Annotated in this window: 2 protein-coding genes; one reads left to right on the forward strand and one right to left on the reverse strand. The window is 37.8% G+C overall.

Annotated features, from left to right (window positions below; genetic code table 11):
- On the forward strand, nucleotides 1-331 hold a 331-nt coding region (locus tag HZF10_RS17645; RefSeq protein WP_176007565.1), incomplete at its 5' end, for a hypothetical protein.
- A gap of 199 nt (nucleotides 332-530) precedes the next feature.
- Here the strand turns inward: HZF10_RS17645 and HZF10_RS17955 are convergent.
- The coding region (locus tag HZF10_RS17955; RefSeq protein WP_217703407.1) for a hypothetical protein at nucleotides 531-731 on the reverse strand (201 nt) is incomplete at its 5' end.

Raw genomic sequence — 731 nt, forward strand, 5'->3', positions numbered from 1 at the left:
CGGAATTAATATTTGGATCTCAGATTACGCATCAAACAGAGTTTTTGGTATTGATAGTTTACTGTTATCCGCAGGGGTATTTTTTAGTATTGTAAATACATTAGCCGCATTTATTGTACTGAAAAAAGGTTCTCTCTTTAATTTTATCTGTGGTATATGCATAGGATACTTCGCATTATTCTTGGCCTTTAAAATTGCGGATCAGCGTTGGTTTGAAAACTATGATGCCTACAATATTATGACAGTTATATTTGGGAATGCTCTAATTTCGGTTTTGTTATGGGAAATATTATTACAGGTTGTATATAAAAAAGATAAGAACGTCGGCTAACAGCGCATCTTGCTCTATCGCTGGTTTCAGGTAAAAGAAAGTGCTTTTTCCAGAGCAACAAAACTGTGGATTTTTCAGCTTTTTCAAGCTAGAAAAATCCATCAGTTTTGTTATCTTTCGTTCGCCGGAGATAACAATCTCCGAATCGCCGCGACAGCCAAGATGCGCGAAGCGTTAGCTTCCAGCCACGTTTCCCGAGTCAAAAACAAATTTGCCGTTGGAAATTCGTTTTTCTAAGGCTAATCGAAATCGAGTTCTGTAGCGACAGCAAAATCTGTGAATGAATTGCGCCGCAAAAAAAAAAATCTGAAAACGTTTCTTTCGAAATTTCGGTTTTTTCTTTTTTCAAATCAAACCGAAACTGCGCGTGTGGCCGAGAAGCTAACAGCGCATCTTTGAC

The organism is Flavobacterium agri, assembly GCF_013401995.1.
Classification (GTDB): domain Bacteria; phylum Bacteroidota; class Bacteroidia; order Flavobacteriales; family Flavobacteriaceae; genus Flavobacterium; species Flavobacterium agri.